This window comes from Candidatus Methanocrinis alkalitolerans (genome assembly GCF_029167205.1).
Lineage (GTDB): Archaea > Halobacteriota > Methanosarcinia > Methanotrichales > Methanotrichaceae > Methanocrinis > Methanocrinis alkalitolerans.
The window spans coordinates 20637-27301 of sequence record NZ_JARFPL010000031.1; the positions used below are offsets into that span (position 1 = coordinate 20637).

Below are 6665 nucleotides of genomic sequence, written 5' to 3' on the forward strand. Positions count from 1 at the left end.
TGGGAGGGGGTGCCGGGGCCGATCATGGCAGCGCCGCAGGGTTATATATAAATGTATTTAAAATATCCCAGACCTCGTCGGGCAGAAAGAGGGAGAGGAAGAGGTTGGCAAAAAACCCGACGAAGATGGCTATGCTGAAGCTGAGGAGCGTTCCAAATAGGATGTACTCGCCGGTTATTCGATTCGTATTATACCTGAAGATCGATTTTGCAGCGATTAGGAGCCCGATGGCGGTATATTGCTGAAATATTATGAAAGTCAGAATTAAGAAACGTTCAAGATAGCCGATATATCTGCCCGCGCTCTCTAGGCTCCCGCTCGCGCGGACCTTATTTTTATCGTCTTCCTGGATCTTATCTCGCCAGCCTCTGGTCATCTTCGATACGAAGATCCCCGCCGGCTGGAAGATCACCGTATAGCTCAGCAGGACCACGGAGATTGAGATCAACGTCGGCTCCGAGAGGCGGCTCTGAAGAGAGGAGAAATCCGGATGGAATAATGCAGCCCATACCGATATTATAATTATCATGTGGGCCGCCTGGTCGCCGACAAAGGACCTCACCGTATCTTCGTATCTCGACTTCACTATATCGATCACCAGATGCGATGCGAAAAAGGCGGTGAAGACGAGAGCGGCAGGAAATAGGCCGAGGAACGCCCAGGCGATCGATCCTGCGAGAAGGGCGACGATGAATACGTGGAGATAGAGGTACCTCGACCTCCATCCGGCCTCTTTTTTGCCGTCGACCCATCCGTCCGGCTGCAATACGAAATCTGCCAGCATATGTGAGAAGACCAATAGAATCAGGAATAACAGACCCGAGAGGCTTGAGAGGCTCGAAAGTCCTGAGAGGTCCGGGATCGCCGTCATGTTACGCTACCCGAACCCCGGGATCTTCATCCGATTCATTCAACCCGCACATCTCAACCTTGTTTTTTATGATATCCGAGTATCGCTGGATGATCAATTCGACGATCTCGTAATCGGTCTGGGCCAGTCGGTAATGAACAGCTGATCCGTCGATATTCAGCATCTCGCCGATTTCATTAAGAGTATGGCCTTCAAGCCTGTGCATTACAGCTTCACACTTCTTCTTCGTCCACCTATCTATCAACCGATCGATCATCTTGCAATATATATTCAGCTCCTGGTTCGCCTCATCCCAGGGCGTTTTGACCGCCAGATTTTGCCGCTCATTTTTTATGCGGTCCAGCTGCAGGCCTGAATACTCAAACGCCTCTCCGTCCATCTCGCCAACGTCGCCAAGTTTGTCAAGATCGTATCTTTTATGTCGGAGATGATCGATCTCGCCCACCCCGATCGAGACTCGTGCGTCGATCCGGGGAGATTTCTCTTCCGCGTTAATGCCGGAGATCAACATCAGCCGCAGGAGGATCGCATCTTTGAGAGCAGATTCGGGCTCGCTGGTGATCCCTTGAAAGCTGTCTCCCCTGTAGATGAAAGGGGGATGCAGGTATCTTCCTCCCACATATTCCAGAGATTTATTGAGATGTTCGATGTATGAGATCCCGCTGCTCTTAAGCTGCCGCGACCCGATCAGATCCCCGGTCAATACCGCATATAATTTTTTACCCATATTATTGCCATTCTCAGATTTTTATTCGTCTCTGTTCAGTTGGGTATTATATCTTTTCGCCGGGGCGATTGAGTTGATCCGCAAGCTGTCCCCTGATCTGCTGTTTCTCCTGGAGTTTTTCGAGATCTTCTGGTGCTATCTGGCGCTGAAGCTGCGGCCCGTGGGATGTTTGGGATGAATCGTCTCAAATAGCGATGATTTGAGTATAATCCAGTCATTCTTAAGATATTTGATTATATCAACTCAAACTCAGGAGATTTGGGTATATTTATTCAAATTTAGAAGATTTGAGTATATCTATTCAAACTTGAGAGATTTGAGTATATGTGCTCAAATGCCGCCGGACCATCCCCCTCCATCCATCCATCCTCCGTCCTCAGCGCCTTTCCCGCCCCCCCCTGAACCAGCGCGATTGATGGCAGCGGCAGCATCATCAGCGCCAGGAAGGCGAAAGGCTTCGACCTCGCCGGAGACCCCTCCGGTCGAGGGTCCGGGCTTCGATTCGCAGAAGAAGTTTTGGGTGGAAGAGAAGATTCTCCGGCCTCTTCAAGACACTTCTCGATGATGGCCATCAAAACCGTTCTTTTGAGAACTTTTGGTGGGACAGCGCGGATTTGAACCGCAGTCCAAGCGTCCCAAACGCTCGAGGATGGACCAGGCTACCCTACTGTCCCGCCCGATGGGGATTGACGCCCTGATGGTATTTAACTCTATTTCAGATCCCGGCGCCGGAGGAGCTCTCCGAAGGCTCCCGGCAGCTCCTATCCCTCTCGATCCTCCTCAAAAGGTGGAGGGTGGAGACGCCCCCCAGAAGGGCGAGGAACCAGAGCTGGACGAGGCGGATGAGGATGGTGACGGCGGCGGCATCGTATATCGATACCCCCACGGCGAAGAAGAGGGCGGTCATCAGGATCTCCACCAGGCCGATCCCGCCGGGGAGGCCGAAGGGGAAGGTCTGAAAGACTATGATCACTGAGTAGACGGCTAATATTGCGAATATGGAGACCTCCACGTCGAGGGACCGGAAGGCGGCGAAGGCGACCATCACAAGGCAGATCCAGCCCGCCACCGCCCAGCCCAGGCTTGCGAGGAGACCGCCCCTCCTCTCCCGCTGAAGGAGCATCTGCATGGACCTCATAAATCCGGATACAGCGCCGGAGCAGACCTCCCGGTCCACCTCCCGGCGAAATATCCTCTCCAGGGGGCCGATGGCAAAGCTCACCATCCTCTGAAGCCACCGCTCCTCAAAGCAGATCCCGACGAAGAAGATCCCCGCCGAGACGGAGAAGACCATCATGGCAAAGCACGCGGTGAGCGCCCAGGGGGGGGCCGAGGACCCGAGGGCGAGGTATCCGAGGCCCAGGATCATTCCCAGGACGAAGGGGACGGCGGTGATGATCCTGCTGGCGGCGACGGAGGCGAAGCTCGCGTCGTATCGAGACCCTCCGGCGACCTTCCCCATGAAGTATATCCGGGCCGTCTCTCCGGAGAAGCTCCCCGAGGGTATGAGGTTGTTTGCGAAGATGCTCGATAGGTATATCAAGAAATGGTCGCCCAAGGAGGCGGAAATATCGAGCTCTTCGGCGATCCTCTTCCACGAGAGGGCGTTGAAGCCCACCATCATGAGGGAGAGGGCCAAGGCCGCAAAGAAGAACGGTAGGCTCATCCCCTGGAGGCTTTCGGCAACCTCACCCAGGCCGAGCCTGTGGAGATAGGCTAGGTAGATCCCCAGGCCTAAGAGGACCAGGGCCGATGACTTGCTCACCTGGATTTTGGGGAGGGCGGTCTCGCGGTTCACGCTCTGGCTGATGGCGCCCCCCCGTTAAAAGAGTTACCTTGCAAACCGTCGGTTTGACTCAACTCAACATACTTCTCCGCTCCACTTCTTCTTCCTTGATCCTCCAATTTCTCCTCTTCTGGAGAAGAGACGGTCCAAAATCGCCCCGCTCCTCGAAACCTATTTAAGACCGGTCCGGATAGTTACGGCTTATGGGAAAGACAGGAAGCATAGAATGGATCAAAATCAAAGGAAGAAATGGACAGATTAGACAGGTGCCCAGGTCCGAGGCGACTCACAAGAGGCCCGGCCCCCTCCAGAAGTACACCTCTGCCGGCGCACGGAGAAGGAAGATCGCCAGGTCTGCCAAAGCGATAGCTGCCAGGTAAAGGACGGCATGACCTCTTCCGACTCGGTCCTGGTCAGGTACGGCGAGATTGCCCTCAAGGACCCCTGGACCAGGAAGAGCTGGGAGAGGACCCTCGCCTCCAACATCGGCTTCAACCTTAAGGAGGCGGGGATAGATCACTCTTTATCCCTGGAGCGGGGGAGGATCTTCGTCGAGACCTCCGACCCCAGGGCTCCGTCCATTATCGCCGACGTTTTTGGGGTAGTATCGGCGAGCCCCGTCGTCACCGTCGAGCCCGACCTCGACCTGATCGGAAAAACAGCCTCGGACCTCGCCGCCGATCGCCGCCCCGAATCCTTCGCCATCCGGGCCCGCCGGGGCGGAGGGTCCATATCCAGCACCCAGATCGCCGTCTTTGTTGGAGCTGCCGTCCAGGAGAGGACTGGGGCGAAAGTCGATCTCTCGGAGCCGGAGCTGGAGATCTTAATCGAGGCGAGGGAGGATAAGGTCCTCGTCTTCACCGACGTATTCCGGGGCGTTGGAGGCCTTCCCCTCGGCACCCAGCCTCGGATGCTCGCCCTCATCTCCGGGGGGATCGACTCTCCCGTCGCCGCCTGGATGATGATGCGGCGGGGCTGCCCCGTCTCCCTCCTCTACTTCGACGCCCGGCCTTTCGTCGACGCCCTCCCCCAGGCGGAGAGGTCGGCCGAAGCCCTCCGCCGCTGGACCTCGGGGCGCAAGATCAACTTCATCCGGGTCCCCATCGGCGAGGGCCTCGCGAAGATCGCCGCCGCGGAGCCGAGGGCGACATGCCTCCTCTGCCGGCGGCTGATGTACAGGATGGCCGGGATGGTGATGGCGGAGGAGGAGGCCTACGGCGTCGTCACCGGCTACTCCCTGGGGCAGGTCGCGTCCCAGACCCCGGCGAACATCATGGCGGAGCAGTCGGGGATCGACCTTCCCGTCTACCATCCCCTCATCGCCATGGACAAGGCGGAGATCACCGACCTCGCAAGGAAGATCGGGACCTACCGGGCGACGGCGGACGCCGCCAGCTGCACCGCCGCCCCAAGAAAGCCGATGACCCGGGCGCGGGCCGGGGAGATCCGGGCGATGGACGAGGAGCTGGGCCTCTCAGAGATCGCAAGCCAGCTCTTCAAAGAAAGGGTGAAGACGAGGTTTTGAGGCCCATCCGGGGGTCATGAGGTTTGCGGCCCTTCAAAGAGAATTTATCGAGGTGGTTATGCGCCATGTGCTCCATCTGCGGATGCTCGATAGACCCCGCCGAGGGGTCAGGTTACGAAAAGAGCTACAGGTGTCTATCCTGCGATGACAGATTCAAGGCCGGGGGCGTCGCCATCCGCTGCCCCTCGTGCAGATCAAGAGAGATCGAGAGGGTGAAGTAGAAGCCCATAGAGGGGGACGATGGAAAGAGGGCTGTGGAGATGACTATAGAAAGCTATAGAAAGGTGATGGAGCCGGCATTTCGCATTAACGGTTTGAACGCTCATTAATTTTCCTGCTATCGATTTTTTGAGAATAGATATCAATCGACTCTGTATAGAGATCAAATAAGGCCAGCTTCATAAAGACTAAGAATATAATTATTAAATTTTTATAATATACTGAATTGTTAATATCGTGTTGACAAATTCTAGTAAAATTATTTTAAACAAAATTTAAGTTAAACGTTTGAATTTATGCATATTTTGGCAAGCAATAAATTCTTAATTTTGCATAGCCTTACTGCGGAATGCCGGATGGAGTAGAAAAGGCGATGGAGGAGGCGGGGCGGATACCCATCGAGGCTTCGCTCGCCCGGCCCCGGTCGCCCCCGACGCCCAGATCAAAGACCGTCAGTAGTTCTCGCAGAAGAGCTCGAAGTAGGCCCTCTCGTGTTCGCAGGCGGGGCACTCCTCCGGCGCCTCAGCGCCCTCGTGGATGTAGCCGCAGTTCCTGCACCTCCATCGGACCGTCCCCGGCCTCTTGAAGACCGTCCCGTCGTCTATGTTCTTCGCCAGGGCTAAAAACCTCGTCTCGTGGCCGATCTCGGCGGCGGCGATATTCCTCATCGTCTCGGCGACCTCGGGGAAGCCCTCCTCGTCGGCTTTTGCCGCAAACTCCGGATACATCTGGGAGTACTCGTGCTTCTCGCCGGCGGCGGCGTCCCTGAGGTTGTCGACGGTCTTTCCTATGACCCCGGCGGGGAAGGACGCCCGGACCTCGACCTCGCCGCCCTCCACCAGGAACTTGAAGAGCCTTTTTGCGTGCTCCTTCTCGTTGTCGGCGGTCTCGGCGAAGATGGCGGAGATCTGCTCGTACCCCTCTTTTTTGGCCTGGGAGGCGAAGAAGTTGTACCTGTTTCGGGCCTGGGATTCTCCCGCAAAGGCGGTGAGGATGTTCTTTTCGGTCTGGGTTCCTTTCAAGCTCTTCATATTCATACGCTCCGAAGGGTGTATATGTCCCTGGGGATTGATAAATGGATCGGAAGAGCGGACATTAAGTTTATAACCTCCCCAACGAACTCGAAGGAATTCGAAGGAATTCGATGACAGATCCCTACTATAGGAAAAGTTATTATAACCAAAATACAAATATAGCAATTAAGCTTTAAGGAGTGTACCACTATTGCAAAAGCGTTCCCAGTATGACGAATTGCACGATAAATACAATCCCATAGAGACCACAAAAGCAGGTACACGGTATGAGAGATTGGCCGCAATGGTTTTTAGGCACATTGAAAAATCTGGAGTAGTTCTACATAATCGTAGGCTAATTGGAGATACAGGAGTTAAGCATCAAATTGATGTTACAATGTAACTATTCAGCCTCCTTTTCAGAATACCCGAAATAAGCGTGAAAAATGGATGACGATATATTCGTAGTCAATATCTAGATTTAACCGAAAAATTTATGATATATAAAAGCTTATTTTTTGGTG

The 6665-nt window shown here is 54.7% G+C and carries 8 protein-coding genes and 1 tRNA gene; 3 read left to right on the forward strand and 6 right to left on the reverse strand.

The annotated features are described in order from the left end of the window. Positions 1-22: 22 nt before the first annotated feature. The 5 genes from P0O24_RS09520 to P0O24_RS09540 form a co-directional block, all read right to left on the reverse strand. Positions 23-871: a DUF3307 domain-containing protein gene (locus tag P0O24_RS09520; RefSeq protein WP_316969520.1), complete on the reverse strand. Its 849-nt coding sequence runs from the start codon at positions 869-871 to the stop codon at positions 23-25. A gap of 1 nt (position 872) precedes the next feature. Further along, positions 873-1574, reverse strand: a complete 702-nt coding sequence (locus tag P0O24_RS09525; RefSeq protein WP_316969521.1) for a hypothetical protein — start codon at positions 1572-1574, stop codon at positions 873-875. Positions 1575-1876: 302 nt separating this feature from the next. Further along, on the reverse strand, positions 1877-2170 hold the full coding sequence (locus tag P0O24_RS09530) for a hypothetical protein (protein ID WP_316969522.1): 294 nt from the start codon (positions 2168-2170) through the stop codon (positions 1877-1879). A 24-nt stretch (positions 2171-2194) separates the two neighbouring features. Beyond that, positions 2195-2272, reverse strand: a tRNA-Pro gene (locus tag P0O24_RS09535). Between the two features lie 41 nt (positions 2273-2313). After that, positions 2314-3396, reverse strand: coding sequence for a lysylphosphatidylglycerol synthase transmembrane domain-containing protein (locus tag P0O24_RS09540; RefSeq protein ID WP_316969523.1), 1083 nt, complete (start codon positions 3394-3396; stop codon positions 2314-2316). Between the two features lie 191 nt (positions 3397-3587). Between P0O24_RS09540 and P0O24_RS09545 the strand changes: the two genes are divergently transcribed. The 3 genes from P0O24_RS09545 (at position 3588) to P0O24_RS09555 (ending at position 5130) form a co-directional block, all read left to right on the forward strand. Next, the gene (locus tag P0O24_RS09545) at positions 3588-3764 is read left to right on the forward strand and encodes a DUF5350 domain-containing protein (protein ID WP_316969524.1); all 177 of its coding nucleotides are present in this window, start codon (positions 3588-3590) and stop codon (positions 3762-3764) included. Between the two features lie 8 nt (positions 3765-3772). Further along, on the forward strand, positions 3773-4909 hold the full coding sequence (gene thiI / locus P0O24_RS09550) for a tRNA uracil 4-sulfurtransferase ThiI (RefSeq protein ID WP_316969525.1): 1137 nt from the start codon (positions 3773-3775) through the stop codon (positions 4907-4909). A 65-nt stretch (positions 4910-4974) separates the two neighbouring features. Next, complete coding sequence (locus P0O24_RS09555) at positions 4975-5130, forward strand: hypothetical protein (protein ID WP_316969526.1); 156 nt, start codon at positions 4975-4977, stop codon at positions 5128-5130. Positions 5131-5580: 450 nt separating this feature from the next. Here the strand turns inward: P0O24_RS09555 and rbr are convergent, their stop codons facing one another. After that, positions 5581-6159 (reverse strand): rubrerythrin, encoded by a 579-nt coding sequence (gene rbr / locus P0O24_RS09560; RefSeq protein WP_316969527.1) that lies wholly within the window; start codon positions 6157-6159, stop codon positions 5581-5583. Positions 6160-6665 lie beyond the last annotated feature (506 nt).

Bases quoted from the DNA above. Each gene is read 5' to 3' on its own strand.
- P0O24_RS09520 (WP_316969520.1), bottom strand. From the start codon at position 871: ATGACGGCGATCCCGGACCTCTCAGGACTTTCGAGCCTCTCAAGCCTC.
- P0O24_RS09530 (WP_316969522.1), bottom strand. From the start codon at position 2,170: ATGGCCATCATCGAGAAGTGTCTTGAAGAGGCCGGAGAATCTTCTCTT.
- P0O24_RS09545 (WP_316969524.1), top strand. From the start codon at position 3,588: ATGGGAAAGACAGGAAGCATAGAATGGATCAAAATCAAAGGAAGAAAT.
- thiI (WP_316969525.1), top strand. From the start codon at position 3,773: ATGACCTCTTCCGACTCGGTCCTGGTCAGGTACGGCGAGATTGCCCTC.
- P0O24_RS09555 (WP_316969526.1), top strand. From the start codon at position 4,975: ATGTGCTCCATCTGCGGATGCTCGATAGACCCCGCCGAGGGGTCAGGT.
- rbr (WP_316969527.1), bottom strand. From the start codon at position 6,159: ATGAAGAGCTTGAAAGGAACCCAGACCGAAAAGAACATCCTCACCGCC.